This window comes from Deinococcus betulae, from assembly GCF_020166395.1.
In the GTDB taxonomy this organism is placed as follows: domain Bacteria; phylum Deinococcota; class Deinococci; order Deinococcales; family Deinococcaceae; genus Deinococcus; species Deinococcus betulae.
In genome coordinates, this window is sequence record NZ_JAIQXU010000043.1 from 1 (window position 1) to 14,443 (window position 14,443).

15 protein-coding genes and 1 pseudogene are annotated in these 14,443 nt (G+C 57.6%); 2 read left to right on the forward strand and 14 right to left on the reverse strand.

The window, feature by feature from the left end; genetic code table 11:
* The 12 genes from K7W42_RS21115 to K7W42_RS21170 all read right to left on the reverse strand — a co-directional run.
* Positions 1 to 2,773, reverse strand: a 2,773-nt coding sequence (locus K7W42_RS21115; protein WP_224577207.1) for a Tn3 family transposase, incomplete at its 3' end; no start/stop codon positions are given.
* A gap of 42 nt (positions 2,774 to 2,815) precedes the next feature.
* The gene (locus tag K7W42_RS21120) at positions 2,816 to 3,376 is read right to left on the reverse strand and encodes a recombinase family protein (RefSeq protein WP_224577209.1); all 561 of its coding nucleotides are present in this window, start codon (positions 3,374 to 3,376) and stop codon (positions 2,816 to 2,818) included.
* A 176-nt stretch (positions 3,377 to 3,552) separates the two neighbouring features.
* Positions 3,553 to 3,981: a hypothetical protein gene (locus tag K7W42_RS21125; protein WP_224577211.1), complete on the reverse strand. Its 429-nt coding sequence runs from the start codon at positions 3,979 to 3,981 to the stop codon at positions 3,553 to 3,555.
* Positions 3,982 to 4,398, reverse strand: coding sequence for a hypothetical protein (locus K7W42_RS21130; RefSeq protein WP_157459540.1), 417 nt, complete (start codon positions 4,396 to 4,398; stop codon positions 3,982 to 3,984). It abuts the gene before it with no gap.
* Between the two features lie 281 nt (positions 4,399 to 4,679).
* Complete coding sequence (locus tag K7W42_RS21135; protein ID WP_224577213.1) at positions 4,680 to 5,051, reverse strand: hypothetical protein; 372 nt, start codon at positions 5,049 to 5,051, stop codon at positions 4,680 to 4,682.
* Between the two features lie 98 nt (positions 5,052 to 5,149).
* Entirely contained in the window at positions 5,150 to 6,064 is a 915-nt protein-coding gene (locus tag K7W42_RS21140) for a tyrosine-type recombinase/integrase (RefSeq protein ID WP_224577214.1), read from the reverse strand.
* Positions 6,051 to 6,383, reverse strand: coding sequence for a hypothetical protein (locus K7W42_RS21145; protein ID WP_224577216.1), 333 nt, complete (start codon positions 6,381 to 6,383; stop codon positions 6,051 to 6,053). The genes K7W42_RS21140 and K7W42_RS21145 overlap by 14 nt, the downstream gene beginning before the upstream one ends.
* A gap of 209 nt (positions 6,384 to 6,592) precedes the next feature.
* The gene (locus K7W42_RS21150) at positions 6,593 to 6,895 is read right to left on the reverse strand and encodes a hypothetical protein (protein WP_224577218.1); all 303 of its coding nucleotides are present in this window, start codon (positions 6,893 to 6,895) and stop codon (positions 6,593 to 6,595) included.
* Between the two features lies 1 nt (position 6,896).
* Entirely contained in the window at positions 6,897 to 7,220 is a 324-nt protein-coding gene (locus tag K7W42_RS21155) for a hypothetical protein (protein ID WP_224577219.1), read from the reverse strand.
* Between the two features lie 355 nt (positions 7,221 to 7,575).
* Positions 7,576 to 8,172, reverse strand: coding sequence for a hypothetical protein (locus tag K7W42_RS21160; protein ID WP_224577220.1), 597 nt, complete (start codon positions 8,170 to 8,172; stop codon positions 7,576 to 7,578).
* Positions 8,173 to 9,871: 1,699 nt separating this feature from the next.
* The gene (locus K7W42_RS21165; protein ID WP_224577221.1) at positions 9,872 to 10,882 is read right to left on the reverse strand and encodes a DUF3800 domain-containing protein; all 1,011 of its coding nucleotides are present in this window, start codon (positions 10,880 to 10,882) and stop codon (positions 9,872 to 9,874) included.
* A 111-nt stretch (positions 10,883 to 10,993) separates the two neighbouring features.
* Positions 10,994 to 11,860: a site-specific integrase gene (locus K7W42_RS21170; RefSeq protein ID WP_224577222.1), complete on the reverse strand. Its 867-nt coding sequence runs from the start codon at positions 11,858 to 11,860 to the stop codon at positions 10,994 to 10,996.
* Between the two features lie 377 nt (positions 11,861 to 12,237).
* Between K7W42_RS21170 and K7W42_RS23375 the strand changes: the two genes are divergently transcribed.
* Positions 12,238 to 12,534 carry an ArsR/SmtB family transcription factor gene (locus tag K7W42_RS23375; protein ID WP_224577223.1) on the forward strand — a complete coding sequence of 99 codons (297 nt, stop codon included), beginning with the start codon at positions 12,238 to 12,240 and terminating at the stop codon, positions 12,532 to 12,534.
* Positions 12,531 to 12,917 carry a VOC family protein gene (locus K7W42_RS21180; RefSeq protein WP_224577224.1) on the forward strand — a complete coding sequence of 129 codons (387 nt, stop codon included), beginning with the start codon at positions 12,531 to 12,533 and terminating at the stop codon, positions 12,915 to 12,917. Before K7W42_RS23375 ends, K7W42_RS21180 begins: the two co-directional genes overlap by 4 nt.
* A gap of 313 nt (positions 12,918 to 13,230) precedes the next feature.
* Here K7W42_RS21180 and K7W42_RS21185 read toward each other — a convergent pair.
* Both K7W42_RS21185 and K7W42_RS21190 read right to left on the reverse strand, forming a co-directional pair.
* A pseudogene (locus K7W42_RS21185) lies at positions 13,231 to 13,634 on the reverse strand (transposase domain-containing protein); the annotation flags it as partial.
* Positions 13,635 to 13,844: 210 nt separating this feature from the next.
* Positions 13,845 to 14,207 (reverse strand): hypothetical protein, encoded by a 363-nt coding sequence (locus K7W42_RS21190; protein ID WP_224577235.1) that lies wholly within the window; start codon positions 14,205 to 14,207, stop codon positions 13,845 to 13,847.
* Positions 14,208 to 14,443 lie beyond the last annotated feature (236 nt).

Below are 14,443 nucleotides of genomic sequence, written 5' to 3' on the forward strand. Positions count from 1 at the left end.
ATGCGCCCAGTTGATCTTCCATCCCTTCGCGGTAGCGCTGCCGTACCTCTCCTTTCCCGCCATGAAACACTTCTCGCGCCACACTGTGACGGAGTTCTCCACGATTGACCTGTTTTTGAATACGGTGACGGTACGCCTCGTCCTGCACGTACCGAAGCAGATACAGGGTCTTTTCCACACGCCCTAACTCAGCCACTGCTCGCCCAAGCCCGGATAAGCTGCCATTTCGTTGCAACGTGCGCATTACACTCGTCGCGCCGACCTTACCCAACTTCAACGAACCTGCTAAGCGCAGCATGTCCTCCCAATGAGCGGCGATCAGCCGCTCATTAACGATGTGGCGGCTGAGATCGTTGAGGGCGCCGTAATCAGCCTCCCGGTCCAGACGCCAGAACCGCTGATCAGGTAGATCTGCGAGTCGTGGACTGAATTGATAGCCCAGCAGAGAAAACAAGCCAAAGACCACATCGCTGGAGCCATGCGTATCCGCCATGATCTCGCGTGGGTCCAGGCGGGTCTGCTGCTCCAGCAGACCCGCCAAAATGTAAAGCGAGTCGCGCAACGTTCCAGGAATGACGATGCCGTGAAAGCCCGTGAACTGGTCGCTGGTGAAGTTGTAGTACGTCACCCCACGCTGCGCTCCGAAATATTTGCTGTTCCAGCCGGCATGGATCGTTCGTACAGGAACGACGAAGCGCAATCCGTCTGCAGAAGCCACTTCACCGCCGCCCCACTGTTGAGCCAGCGGTAGGTCAAACTGCGCGTCGACCAGACGGGCATTCGCTTGGATAAGCGTTTCTGCCCGCACATAGTTCTGCTGAACCCAAGACAATCGGGGCAGAGTCAACGCAGGAACGTCCAGTCTGGACACAGCTTTCAATCCGATATTGCAGGCCTGCGCCAGCAAAACGGCACAGATACTGAGTGGAAGGTCGCGCGCGAATGATTTGCCGTCTGACACGTGCGTGAACGCATCTGCCATTCCGGTCAGCTCATGCACCTCCATCAAAAGTTCAGCTAGATCCACCACAGGGAGGCGTGCGGCGACTTGTGCCCGAAGGGATTTCAATGTGGGGGAATCAGGCGAGGCTTCGAGTGGGCTGAGGGACACGCGCGTATGACCATTCTCGACTGTAAGGGTCAACGCTCGGTTGTACGTAAGGTGGGTCTCCACCTCTCGGTAGGCGTTGGTGAGGTCTGTTCGCAACGCCTCTAGAGCGGGTCTCGGGTCTAGGGATCGGTCTAACACGCGAAGAACATCTGGTCTGGCGGCTATCCAAGCCTCTCCTTGGAGAAGTTCTGCACGCGGATCAGCGTAGCGTTCGCTCCTCGGAGCGAACACCTCTCGGCGCTTCAAAGCCTGCTGTAAACGTTCCAGCACGCAGAGGGTGTAAGCCTGGTGATCGACGCCACCAGAACGGGGAAAAACTCGGCGTGCCCACCCTTTGGGCACCACAGGCCGGGGGGCGTCGCTCCACTTCGGCTTCCCACGACCGCCCACTTCCATTCGCTGAAGAAAGTGCCAGGCATCAAGCAAAGGTCTGGCACTTGGGGTTCCTTCGAGTGTAATGGTCCTTAACATGGTCGGCAGGAAACGCCGCACCGTGGTGTAGGAGTTCACCAGCGCCTCTGGCGCTGGATCATCATCTTCACTGGCCAGGGCGGCTACCGTTCGGATGGCCTGGCCAAGCTCCTCAGCATTCACAAGGGCGAAAACCGCGTTGCGAAGCTCAGCAGAGGGGACATCAGGGTCCAGTAGAACCTGTGCCACTGTTCTCAGCTGAAGGGCAGCCTGGTCAAGATCTTTGAGGGTACGCAGACGCTCTTTCTTGCGGCGGCCCAACCCCATAAGGGTGAACTTGGTCATCAGCGCGTCAAAGACGTCTAAGGCGTCGTCTGTGGCTGAACGTTCCAAATGTTGAATGAACACCAACAGCGTTGCCAGGCGACGATCTTCCCCCATGCGAGCCAGCAATTGCACGCGAACTACCTGAGCGTGACGTACCAGAACAACGCGTCGAGAATCTGGTACATCGTCCAGATTGACGGTGTGCACACCCAGCGAGCGAACCTGTTCTATGCGGTGGAACGCCTGATCAAGTGCTGGCGATGAGATCCGTGTTGGCGGTGTACGGAGAACCTCAAGAGGCGTCTTCCAGTCGCCTTCGCCCAACACCAGCAGGCTCTCCAGAGCCTGCTCCTGCTCTCGGGAGAGACGAGCACTCAGGCCTTCGAACGTCCGTACCGCGAAGCGGTCACGGACTCGGGCAATCAGCCGAGCCAGCACAGTAACACCAGGCAGCACAATCTTCTGGCCACTCAAATGAGCAGTTGCCAAGTCAAAGAGAACACTGGGGCGTTGAGCGCTCAGCGCCAACTGAGCGTAGACCCAGCGAATCAGATGAATGGCTGCCCAGTCGCCGAACTCCCGGTAGCCCAGGTGGGTGAGCAGGAGTGCGCGGTGTTTCGAACGCGTCGCTTCCCGCTGACCGTACTTTTGCAGGAGGTCAGGTGACAGCTCGAGTTGTTGGGCAAGATGCTCTACCACCATGGCGGGGACCTGACTGGGCGAAGGGAGAAAAGTGCCTAGGAATCGCAAGGTGCAGAGTTGGATGGCTACCCCTAACTTGTTGTGCTTTCGGCGACGCTCCGCCAGCAATGCAAGATCAGCGTCCGTCAGGAGAAAATACTGGGTGAGTTGTTCAGGAGTTGGGTCCCCGTGGTATTGGCCGTAACGGGCGGCCTGTTCATCGCTGAGAAATTCAACGGGCATAGCTCTGCCGGCATATGGGAGAAGACAGGCTGCGGTCTGGCATCAGCCAGACCGCAAGTAGCTGTAGAGGGTTTCTCGACTGATCCCCAATTCACGCGCGAGGCCTGCTTTGGCCTCACCGTTCTGGGCTCGTCGCCGAAGTTGCTCTGCCTGCGCGGTGCTCAGCGCAGGTTTCCGGCCCTTGTACTTGCCCGACTGTTTCGCTTTGGCGATGCCTTCGCGTTGATTTTCAAGATGATTCTGGCGCAGAAACTCAGCGACGGCACCAAGAACAGTCAGAATCAACACACTGAGCGGTGCATCGTTTCCAGCAAAGACGAGCCCTTCCCGGACGAACTCAACCCGGACGCCCCGCCCAGTCAACTCTAGAACCAACTGGCGGAGGTCATCCACGTTACGCGCGAGCCGGTCCATACTATGGACCATCACCGTGTCGCCTTCGCGAACGAACCGCAACAGTTCCTGCAGTTGAGGTCGGTGAGAATTTTTCCCGCTGGCTCTGTCTTCAAAACACCGGTCCAGTTCAATCCCGTCCAGTTGACGAGCAGTGTTCTGGTCGAGACTGCTGACCCGGATGTAGCCGACGCGCTGCCCTTTATTCATGTGCTCCTACCAGTGTCAGGTTGACGTCTAGACCTGACCTGACAGGTGTCAGAATAGACGAAAAAGGACTTCAACTGGACACTCGCAGTGCGTGTTCTTCAGCAAAGAGGAATGTCCAGCTGAGGTATACCCCAACTGGACACGTCGACCCTTAGGGTAAGTTCCTGTTCCTACTCTCACTTGACCCCTGCTACTGCAATGCCGTACTGCTCGGTCGCGCCCACCGTGTAATAGCCGGACACGTCGTGCAGACTGGTCACCCGCCGTCCCAGGCGCCGCTGCGCCCCGGTCAGGACCGCTTGTCGCAATGCCCGGCCATCCTGAGCACTCAGTAGGTACCGCAGGCTGCCTTGCGGGCCAGGGACCTCCCGTGCACTGAAAGCGGCTTGATCGTCGCCCAGCGCCAATTTGCTGTCCAGATGCTCGACGTCGGCCAGATCGCGGGCATACAGCCAGGGGCGGAACCGCGCGCGCTCCAGCCAGACCTGCGTGCCGTCTCGGCGCCAAATCAGCGCACGCCCAGACAGGTCGGCATGGACCGACACGATACCGGGCGTCGGGTCGGACCCGAACACCAGGGGATCAAGGGCGGACGTGGCCGCCACCTAATGGGTCACGCGGCCCACCGGACCGGCGAGGTCGCGCACGGCGGCCGCCACGCCCGCCAGCATCCCTGCCGTGGTGGCGCCCTGCTCCAGGCCCAGCCAGGCCGCCGAGTGCAGGGCATGGTAAGCGGCTTGCAGCGGGGCTTTGCGTGCACGACTGACTTCCGCATACCAGTCTTGACCGTAGCCCACCACGTCGGTATGGGGAAAGCCCGCCAGGACGGCCAAATCCTGGGCATGGCGCTCGATCTGGTCGGCGGTGGCCAGCAGCAGTGCCTGGTTCAGGGGCGCTTCCCCGACGACCGGGTTGAACTCGATGCAGGCCAGGACGCGCAGGGTGGTGGCGATGCAGGTCTCGAAGGTCTGCTGGTTGTGCACAGAGGCGGTGGGGTATGGGGCGGCGCCTCGAACAGTCATGCCTTCAGCGTGGCGCTGGGCAGGTTCCGCGTCAAGCGTTGAGGTCAGCGGAGGGCCCTTGTGTCTTGAATCTCGCCCAGTGTGAAGGCCTGCGCGTGCTCAGCCATGAACGGCTCTCAGCTCGGCCGCCAGGCTCAGGACTTCGGTGGCCACTAGCTGCGTCAGCGGCTTTGGGCCTTGGTCATTGCGGGCTTCCTTTTGACTTAGATGCCCGACTGATCGGGAGATTTACGCCTCTCAAATGACCTCAAGCAGCCGTTCACAGACAGGAATGACGCGCTTTACGACTCCAGCAGGAGTTCGGAAGTGGCGTCAAGAATGGTAATGGTGTCGCCCGCCGCACGGGGCCAAGGCCACACAATCGTTGTTTCAAAAGCCATCGTGAAATCTTCAATCGGAAGATCAGCAATAGCCGCCTCCTCCCCATAGTCCAAATCTTCACCGCCCTTCTCCTCTTCGTATTGTGCTGCTTGAGGCGCAGCTTCTGCGATGCGACGCCAAACCTCCCACTCTTCCTTTGAGCGCCTGTTGTTGTTGGCAAGCAAGAGCATTTCAAGTGCGCGAGAAGGGCTTACGTCGCATGTCAGTGCAAGACCGTAAATAATCTGCGTGGTTCTCTCGTGCAATTCAAAAGTGTATTCCTTGAGTTCCATTTTGTACCTCAACTGTACTGGAGAGGGTCGAAGGATCTATGTTGAGTGCCAACGTCGTCTGAAAGAGAGGGTCAAAGCGTTCTCCTGCTAGAGGCCTATCAATCCACGTCAGGCAGCGCATCGGCGGCCGCCTTCAACCGGGAGCGGTTCAACTTGGCGTATCTCCGGGTGACGTTGCTGTTCTTGTGGCCCAGCGCTTCTTGCACTTCCTCCAGGGGGCGGCCCACATTCACCAGATTCGTGGCGAAGGTGTGGCGCAGCTTGTGAGGGGTGGCCCGCGCCGCCGGCACGTTGGCCCGCACCGCCACCCGGTGCATCATCGCCTGCACCGTGCGAACCGGAATCGCTTTGCCACTCGACAGATGCACGAACACCAGGGGACTGTGCCCTCTGGCCTGAATCTTCCGCACCCGGAGCCATTGGTACAGCGCCCGCTGTGCCGTGGCACTGAGGGGAATCAGCCGCTCCTCGTTCCCCTTGGCCACCACCCGCACCGCCGTCGGGAGGGGGTCACCGCCCTGGTGCTCCACGTCGCTCAGCTTCAGGTTTAGGGCCTCGCTGATTCGCAGGCCGGTGCCATACAAGAACGCCAAGATGGCCCAGTCTCGCAGGCCCTTGTCGTCGTTGGCGTTCTCGCGGGCGGCGTTCAGCAGGCGAGACAATTCCTCTTGACTGAGCGGCTGCGGCAACTTCGACGGGAGCTTGGGACTCTTGAGTTCCGCTGGCCCGCGCTGCATGCTCAGCTTCTCTACGTCTTCCAGGTAGCGCCACAGTTTCTTCCAGCTGGAGACCAGTCGCCGGGCCCGCGCTGGGGCGGGGCGGCCCTGCTGCATGTAGACCCGCAGTTCGCGTGCCCCGATCTGCTCCCACCCGGTCAGGTGCTCGTACTCGGTCAGGAGCCAGTTGGCGAGCTTTTCCGTATCCGCGCGGTACTGCCGCACGGTGGCCGGGCTCAGGGCTTCCTCGTGCAGCAGGTACCCCTCAAACGCGGGCAGCACGTCAAACAGGCTCAAGGCCGTCCTCGCCCCCCTCTGCTGATGGTTCGGGTTCAAAAGCAGACCCATGCAGCAGGCCCAGCCAGTTCGTGACGCGCTCCGGGCTGCCATAGCAGTCGCCGGGAAACTCAGTCGCCACTAGTTCCAATATGCTGCCCATCGCCGCCTGATTCTCCGCGTCGGCCACACACGCTGCACCGAAGGCGTCGCCGCTCAGCAGGCGGAAGTGGAAGCTGGACAGCACCACTGGACCGTAGTTCACGTACCGCTCCAGGACCTCGGCGGTGCGGGAGGGGAGGCGGGAATGCCAATGGGCAGGAATCAGAAAAGGGGTCATGGATGCTCCTTGCCCGGTTCAGGGGCCTTCACGTCAGGGTACAGTGGAGGGTTCACGGTTCAGGCCTGTGCGGACTTGAGCCCGCCTCCGGGCATCAGCGTTGAGGGCTGTCTGCACGCCTGATGAAAGAGATCTTCCCTTCCATCCTGCACGAGGGGCGCAGAAGGTCAGGTGGACTCCGGGTCAGCCAAAGGGAAAGCCTCAGGGCCCTAGCGAGGGCGGTTCAGGCGCTCCAACAGGTCGGTCAGTTCCGGCGCGCGCGGCGAGGCGGCGGGGGTCCGTCCGGCCAGAGTATCCAGGTCGGCAGTGGATAACACCAGGCCGAACCCGGCCAGCTTTGTCTGGAGCTGCATCAGGGTCAGGCCGCCGCCGTAAGGGCCCGCAGTGGCCTGGGGATCGTCCAAGTTGCAGTACTCCAGTTCATCGTCCCGCTCGACGGTGAGGTAGAAATACTGAAGCGGCGCATCCCAGCCGTAGGACAGCGTGAGGTCGCCTTGCTGGAGCACCGGCATCTCAGTTCACCGCCCGGTCGCGGGCTTCGCGCTGCTCGCGGTCAAAGTCGGCCCAGGTCTGAGCCTCTTTGACTTCAACGCGGATGTGCCCGTGGTACTCGTCGGAACTATTGCCTTCCGCCGTGACTTCCAGCAGCAGTCGGCGCTTGTTGCCGCCGTGGGTGGCCTGCGCCCACAGCTGCACTAAGAACTCGGCGTGGACACCACCCCAGGAGCAGCCGGCTACCACGTCGGCCTGGCGCTGGAGCATGTCGGCGGCGATGAGCCGGGCTTCGTCAGGGGAATGGCCACAGCGTTCCAGCATCTCAGCCATTGCGTTGAGCATCCGTTGAGTCTGTTCTTTCACGGGTAATCGCCTCCTTATCTATAGGCAGAATATCACGTTTAACTTCATATTACGTAAAATAATTCTTTTACGCATATATGATTGCAAAGCCGGATATGGATGTATTTGTCGTGCCAGCCGTAGCCAAAGACGGTCTTCCTAAATTTCATCAGGGTGGGGGACGCCACCCTATTGCGTAAAACATGTTGGAGTTGCGTAAAACTGCTGAGGCCACAGAAGCCTCAAGAAGACCCCTCGAACGCTCCGCCAGGGGGAGACTTAAGAAACCTGTGGCCTCCGTACGACTGAGGCCACAGGTGGATCTAAACGTTATGGCAATCCAGTCAGAGTGACCTTATCCTCCTGTGCTCAGCCGCTCTGGATGAGCGGCTAGGAAGGTGCGCCAGTGTCTTACGCTGTCTTGAGCTAGCTGCTTCATTTCCTCGTGGGATCGCCCCACTACGACGGCCTGATCAGCCAATCCGCTCATCTGAATGCGGCTGGGTGTCAATGTGCCGTCAATCAAAGGGACAAAGTTGAGCCGGTATACATCTGGATCGCGGAACAGCAGGAGGAAAACGTATCCATGTTCCGCGCGAGTCTGAAAGAACGTGTCACCTGGTCGCACGCTGAAGACAAGGCCACCCTGCCAATTTTCTGAAGGAGAGAATCCTTCCGGGAGTTCAAACCAAGCGGCGTTGGGCCCTGGGCCGGTGTGCTCGGATAATGGCTGCTGCGCCGCATGCTCCGCTGCCGCACGCGTCAATGTGACTGGCTGTGCAGTAAAGAGTGCTTTCTGGAAGAGTTCTTCAAACATCTGGGTTACTTGCATCGCGGGGACAACCCTGCCTTGAAGCTCTTCTGCAAGCTTCAGCAGCTGATCTTCTTGGTGCCAGTGATATCCCATGCCCTGACGGGCTTCACGTTTGAGCTTATCGAGATACCGAGTCATGTAAGTAAGATACGAGACGTAGAGTCGAGGCACCACCACATCTAGGCCTGACTACCAATGGTTCGGACAGTTTCAGCATTTCGCATGAAGCGACCCGATGAATACGCTGTTTTCACCTCTCTCCCCTCGCGGGGGAGGCCAGGAGGGGGGTAACGGGACTGCCCTCCTAGACGATGTTTTCGCAGAGGCCGCTCCGCACTGCTCGAAAAGTGTCCGAACCATTGGACTACACGATTGGCAAATTTTTGTACGCTAAGCCCTCGTCTCGCCTGTCTCGATTGAAGCCTCTGAAATTGAGGAGTGAAAAACGTCGATTCCATCGGTTCTGGAATCTGTCCCAAAAGAAGTAGAGCTGAATTGAGACGACAGCTGGAGATCGACTGCATCAGCGTTCCCGCATGCGTCACTGCGAAAAACACTGTGTGGAACAATGATTTTCGCTTGGCGTACAATTTTGCGCCAATCGTGTACTGAGGCCCATTCTGCTCTGCAACAACTTGAAGCCCCTTTTTGCATAGCCCTCTTGGCAGCCTCTAAAGTGAACTTGCCTTTGCTTGTGATTCGGACGTCAACTGAATAGGGATAAGTCAACTCTATCTAAGTCAGAATCCTCTGTCTGCACCATTGCAGACAGAGGAGTTATTATATTTAGAGGGCTTCAGGCTCCAAAAGGATTAGTCATCAGAAACCAAAGAAATAGGGCCAAGGCGAAAAGTATCGCGGTTTCCCTACTGTTATTCTCCAGTAAACGTAGAATTCGGTTAAGGGGAATTCGAGCTCCTAGTGCGACTAACGTTAGGAGAAATGCAAGGAAAGCGAGAAGTAAGGTAGGTTCAGGAAGAGTCATTTTGGTCCTTTGGGAATAGAACTACCTGTCTCCAGTCCGTGGACTATACTGGAGACGATAGAGAATGGACGTGCGCCTTGAACAAGCGCAATCCGGTTTCTCGTCGGAAATCTGAAGGACGATCAGCTTATGCGAGCGCGAAGATCGTCCTTTTCTTGGCTATATCGGTAGCAATGTTGCCTCCGAGAAAGCTCTCCTGTGCTGAAATGGCGTCAGGGACGCTATTCGGCACGGAGTAAGAACGTGGATCGATGACCAGCACGTCTTCTTTAATTTTGTGGATCGCAGGCCTCAGTCGCGCCGGCACTGCTCAATCCTCTCTCAAATCACTCCTTGTTGCTCCTCGGGGGGAGCGAAGAACCTGGACGAAATCTTCGCGAGGCGAGCGTTCGGACTGTAACCGTGGCGCGACCGTGCCGGACTGAACCCCTATCTAAGAGGCATGACCGGACTTCCCTCTGTTCCTGCGAAGTGCTACCAAGTGGTAGCGGTGCGACAAGTGTATAGGTTGTATTCGCCAGGGTCAAACTAACCACGCATATACAAGATGTTGATCTCATAAGCCACTGAAGCGGAGGCGGAGGCCTGCTTTCCAGCGCACTGGGGGCTTCAGACCAGATCGTGGTATTCACCCTGATGATCTCCCGCAGACTGTCTGGGACGGTGCTGATTGGAGAGCAGCGATTATGTTGTCGCCGCTGGCCCAGTGGAGTGACATTGTGACTCGCGTGCTGTTGCCGCAGTTGGCAAGACAGGTGTCCACACAGCGCTGAAAGGGTTGAGGATTGGCTCTAGAGTGTTTAGACTCTGGGGAGAGGCCAGAGTCATTTACGACTCTGGCCTTTACCATTTTTAGCTCACTATTTCCAGGTTATTGATGAGCTGATGGAATCGTCTCTCTCTGGCTTGCAAAGTGCTGGCATGTCCGCCGCTATGAAAGAACAGCAGGTTAAGCGCAAAAATCTCCTGTATATAAATTTGTTTATCTGTGCTGGGCCTTCCTGCCCCTATTCGAGCTTTGTAAAGATATGTCGGATCTACATATTCTTTAACTATACTTTCTAATATTTCATAATGCCTATGCATCTCATTTTTACTGTCTACCAATGCCTCTAACTTGCCATAAATGAACGTAACAGTGTCGCAGAGCTGTATGAGATTACTTTTATCGCTATCTAGAAATATCGGATCTGCGATCTTAGTAAAGATGCCTTGTGACCTGAAGAATTCAAATGCTACAAGCGATCTATATACTTCGTGTTTTTGGCCTGCATCGCAAATTATATCTGCCTCCCAGTCGTATTCCAGTGAATCCTCTTCGATGGTGGTAAGCATCTCTGCAAGGGCTTGGACGTAGATATTGTCGTATAAATCTTTGAATCTTGACCTGCTTACATCACCGGTGTAGAAACCATCGTAGTCGGCATGGTGATTAGGCGCAAATAATGCTGTTAAACGTCTTCTGCTTGCCGTTGAGATAAAGGTTCTGAAGAAAATCTTATTTCTCTTATAAATATCTAATGCGTTCTTCAAATATATTAAATGCCGCTCAAAAATTTTAGCATCAGAGCGGTCTTTTGAAAAAACGCCATCTCCATTCCAAATTTCTTGTGCATGGATTTCCGGCCATCCGCCACGGCGTATTCTCGGACGTTCAAGTCGGAGACGTCTTCTTTCCTTGACTCCATGCGTCTCTGGTTGTGTAACAGGATATTTACGATTTCTGAGATCCTTCGCAATTCTTTTTCTCAGCGCATTGATATCGTTGTCAACAGTCTGCATGACTTCTTCTGGAACATAAATTGCACCTAACAGCATTACTTGACCATCATTGCTTGCAGTTTCATCGATGAAAATATGCATTCGCTTGGTTGTATGTAATAGGCTCATTTTACCCCGCATTTATATTTTTGAAAGCAATGAGGTGGTGCAAGGTCTGTCAACGCGAAATTATCAGAGGATCGTCCACACATACTATTCTGCAACTGCTTGAGCCAAGGCGATAACCTTCTTGTAGTGCTTATTCACGCGGTAGCCCAGATGGGCGGCACTCCGGGCATGGTCACGCAGAGCGCACTTTTTGATCAGCCCCGGCGGAATGAACTTCAGGTTCGCTTTGGTGCAGGTCTGAAGCACCCGCAGCCGCAGGGCATCGAGCGTGTCGTAGGGAAACATTCGTTTGCTCTGGGTGCCGGCCAGCGTGTCGGGATAGAGGGGGTCATACCCCGCCTGGTGGATTAGCCGCTCCAGGGCAGTGGCGGCCTGGCCAGTGAGCGGTGTGACCACGTCGTCGCGCAGCAAGGTCCGCTTCTCTGGATTGAAGGCACTCCACTTCAGCCGCAGCAGGGTGGTCATGGGGAGCGCGTGGTGCCAGATCAGCAGGAGGGCAGCGAAGAGGTTGGGATCGGTTTTGGCAGCCCTGAGCAGCTTTTCGATGGCCGCTTTGGGCGGCAGCGGGTCGCTCCGGAGTTCGACCGAGGGGAGCTGGAAGTCCACGAGGGGGTCGCCGTGCAGCAATTCCAGCTTTCGCAGGGCGCGGTAGAGGGCGCGGAGGGCGGTGACCCGGCTGATCCGCGTGTTGCCTTTGGCCTCGGTGCCGTCGATGTTGGTGAGGATGACCCGCTGGAGCCAGGGCTGGAAGTCCGCCGGTGGCCGCAGCAGGGAAACATGGTCGCGGCGGGCGGCCTCGAAGATGGGGCGCAGGTTGCTGATCAGCTGGGGGGCACGGCCAGGGAGGCGGTCACGTTCGTGGAGGGTAGGAATTAAGGTGTCGAGGTCCAGGTCGTGGAGCGCCTGGGTGACTTTGCGGGCGAGCTCGTCGGTGGAGAGTTCCTCAGGCATGAAGCATTATCTTAGAACGGATATGAGTAATTCAAAACAGTGAATTAGCTTATTTTCCTGCACCTGCACACTCATTCCACTTCTTCTAACCTTGGAACCTGCTCAAGAACATCTGCCTTGACGTCTCTCTCTTCACCCACCACACCTAGCTCGTCTCGCAGCAGCTGAAGCTGAGCCAGATTGTTCTCATCATGCGTTGGCATACCGCATGAGCATGACAGATCGCTCTGGCTGACTCCACCACAACTGCTCACACGGCGGCCTCGACCACCCACAATTGAACCACTAGGTCCAGTTGCGTTGGCCAGCAACTCATTTTCATACCTACGTAAGAGGGCCTCTTGATAGGCAAGTCGTGACTTGCCTATAGTAGGGGTGTGGCGGACCTCTATGACGCCCTGGCCGCTCCAGCTCGGCGGACGATCCTCGATGCGCTGTGCGCGCGCGATGGTCAGACTCTCTTCGAACTCTGCGTCCGTCTCACCACCCATCACGACCTGACCCTCACCCGCCAAGCCGTCTCCCAACATCTCCAAGTACTTGAAGCCGCTGGACTCCTGACCACCCACCGTCAGGGTCGCGTCAAGCTCCATTACGTTGACCCTACTCCCCTGGACGCCCTCGTGACCCGCTGGCGTCGCCCCGCATCCACTCCACCGGAGGACCCCACATGAACATCACTGTCACTAGCGTGTTTGTAGATGATCAAGCTAAAGCCCTGGCCTTCTATACGGATATCCTCGGGTTTGAGCCCAAGCAGGATGTGTCACTCGGAACCCACCGGTGGCTCACCGTGGTGTCCCCTGGAGACACGGATGGAGTCGAGCTCCTTCTGGAACCGGACCAGCACCCGGCCGTCGGTCCCTTTAAGCGGGCCCTCGTGGAGGACGGCATTCCTTGTACGTCCTTCAGCGTGACGAATGTCCAGGCTGAGTATGAGCGGCTGTGTGCGGCGGGGGTGGCGTTCACGCAGCCGCCCGTAGCGATGGGGCCAGTGACAACGGCTGTGTTTGATGACACGTGCGGCAACCTGGTGCAGATTGCGCAACTGCATTGAGCGGTTCACCATGCCAGATGTGCGGTGCAATCGGCTGTCCGCTGGACTGAGGCGAGGGATGGACGGAGCATCCCGGAGCCCTTTTCTTCCCCAGTGGCCTCGCGAACCCAGAGTTCCAAATGCCTAGCCTCAAGGGTGGTTGGCCCTGACCTATTCCGACGGGATCTGAAGCGCGAGAGGACCGCGGTCGACTGAAACTCGAAGGAGCGTCGTCACTTGAGGCCTGATCTCAAGTTCAGCAGTGGCTCAACAAGCCCCGGCGGTCCAAGCGCCCTCCACGAAGATTGTTACAACGGGCGGCGGCAATGATCTAAATGTGCTCTACGGTATGGAGCACAGGAAGCTCACACAGGCCCGCACCATAGCTCCACAAATTGTCAGTATGAATGACGTCTGGAACGTCGGATTTTTCCGGCAAGCGGATGAAAAACGATTTGGCAGTCCTGGTGTCGCGGTGTTTCCTCCTGAGGACGCTCCCGTCCTTGACCATGGCCATCTAAAGCCAACGCCTCACCGTTTTCGATGTGCACCTCGTCCAGATGCCGCCGAGAACCCTGCCGGGGTTCTCTGTGACGGAGTTCCTCAGAGAGGAGCGGCGCGAACTTGATGTTCCACCAGACAAGGGCTTCGTGACTGACAACAGTGCCGCGCTCGTGAAGCAGTTCCTGAACGTCCCGCTGGCTGAGGGAGAAGCGGTGATACCCCGGTGACGCTCAGGGGAAAACGGGAGCCGGAAGGCTTCCACGGTTCACCAGCCTACCGAGCTTGAGTTGCCAGAACCGAATCAGGAGGTTTGGCTGCTGGTGCGGTAGCCAGGTAGGGTGTGTCAAAGCGACTGGGTGGAGTGTACTGTCACGGCGGAGGGCCTGCGGACGGTGCTGGAGGTCTCATCAGCACGGCGCTCTCAGCCGGGGCTGGCCAAGACTCTCACGCGACAAAGGAGCTCCCGTGTCTGACGATCTTCACATCCTCTTCCAGCGTCTGCAGCGGATCTATTCTCGCCGGGGTGGTCAGGCCATTGCGGTGGTAGGTGAAGCGGGCATGGGCAAAACGCATCTGGGGCAGCAGCTTCTCTCCAAGTGGCCTGGGCCTTCCCTGCACATGCACACGCGAAATGCCGACACTGGATTCGCTCCTCTGCTGGACCTTCCCGGCGCTCCGTATTGGGCCGGCCAGACTCTGGAGCGCCACCTGAAGGGCCAGGATCAGGATCTCTCTGTTCTGGTCACAGCCATTAGTACCCTCCTTAACCGTGCGGATCCCACGCTGATCTGGGCGGAAGACTTCCATGAGGTCTCCGGTCGCGCGGGCCAGTTCTGGCTGTCATTGGGCCGCGCGCTGCCGCGCAAAAGGGGCGTTGCTCTGTTGGTTTCCAGTCGCACGCCCTTGCCAGAGCCGTTTGTTGAGCAGCGCCTCGCACCTCTGGACCCAGCAGCAGCCCGCGTTTTGGTTGAACAGCAGGCCCAGGGGCCTTTACCCGACGCTGCCCTGACTTGGTTGGCGACGCGGTGTCAGGGCAATCCACT

Excerpts from the sequence above, each read along its gene's own strand:
- K7W42_RS21145 (WP_224577216.1), bottom strand. The coding sequence starts at position 6,383 with ATGACCCCTTTTCTGATTCCTGCCCATTGGCATTCCCGCCTCCCCTCC.
- K7W42_RS21160 (WP_224577220.1), bottom strand. The coding sequence starts at position 8,172 with ATGACTCGGTATCTCGATAAGCTCAAACGTGAAGCCCGTCAGGGCATG.
- K7W42_RS21130 (WP_157459540.1), bottom strand. The coding sequence starts at position 4,398 with ATGACTGTTCGAGGCGCCGCCCCATACCCCACCGCCTCTGTGCACAAC.
- K7W42_RS21150 (WP_224577218.1), bottom strand. The coding sequence starts at position 6,895 with ATGCCGGTGCTCCAGCAAGGCGACCTCACGCTGTCCTACGGCTGGGAT.
- K7W42_RS21190 (WP_224577235.1), bottom strand. The coding sequence starts at position 14,207 with ATGGAAGTCTTCCGCCCAGATCAGCGTGGGATCCGCACGGTTAAGGAG.
- K7W42_RS21165 (WP_224577221.1), bottom strand. The coding sequence starts at position 10,882 with ATGCATATTTTCATCGATGAAACTGCAAGCAATGATGGTCAAGTAATG.
- K7W42_RS21170 (WP_224577222.1), bottom strand. The coding sequence starts at position 11,860 with ATGCCTGAGGAACTCTCCACCGACGAGCTCGCCCGCAAAGTCACCCAG.
- K7W42_RS21180 (WP_224577224.1), top strand. The coding sequence starts at position 12,531 with ATGAACATCACTGTCACTAGCGTGTTTGTAGATGATCAAGCTAAAGCC.
- K7W42_RS21155 (WP_224577219.1), bottom strand. The coding sequence starts at position 7,220 with ATGCTCAACGCAATGGCTGAGATGCTGGAACGCTGTGGCCATTCCCCT.
- K7W42_RS21120 (WP_224577209.1), bottom strand. The coding sequence starts at position 3,376 with ATGAATAAAGGGCAGCGCGTCGGCTACATCCGGGTCAGCAGTCTCGAC.
- K7W42_RS21135 (WP_224577213.1), bottom strand. The coding sequence starts at position 5,051 with ATGGAACTCAAGGAATACACTTTTGAATTGCACGAGAGAACCACGCAG.